The 240-nt window shown below is 61.2% G+C and carries 1 protein-coding gene; it reads right to left on the bottom strand.

Annotation, left to right across the window (positions count from 1 at the left end):
• On the bottom strand, nucleotides 1-240 hold a 240-nt coding region (locus tag SB772_RS45105), incomplete at both ends, for an FAD-binding domain-containing protein (protein WP_410839162.1).

The raw sequence follows: 240 nt of genomic DNA, 5'->3' as shown, positions 1-240 counted from the left end.
GTCACCAAGAATGATGCCAGCTTTCTCAAGCACCGCAGCCGGTGCATCGAAGGGGCGGTGGATGTATTTGGTGTCGAGCTTTGCGAGCTCGGGGATGAATTCGCGCACATAAGTGCCGTCGGGATCGAACTTTTCGCCCTGCAGCACCGGATTGAAGATGCGGAAGAATGGCGAGGCATCGGCGCCGGAGCCCGCGACCCACTGCCAGTTGGCCGCGTTGCTCGCCGGATCGGCATCGAC

This window comes from Paraburkholderia sp. SIMBA_030 (assembly GCF_046535245.1).
GTDB lineage: Bacteria > Pseudomonadota > Gammaproteobacteria > Burkholderiales > Burkholderiaceae > Paraburkholderia.
The sequence above is the reverse complement of the archived record's forward strand: the minus strand, read 5'-3'. Positions and strand labels throughout refer to the sequence as shown.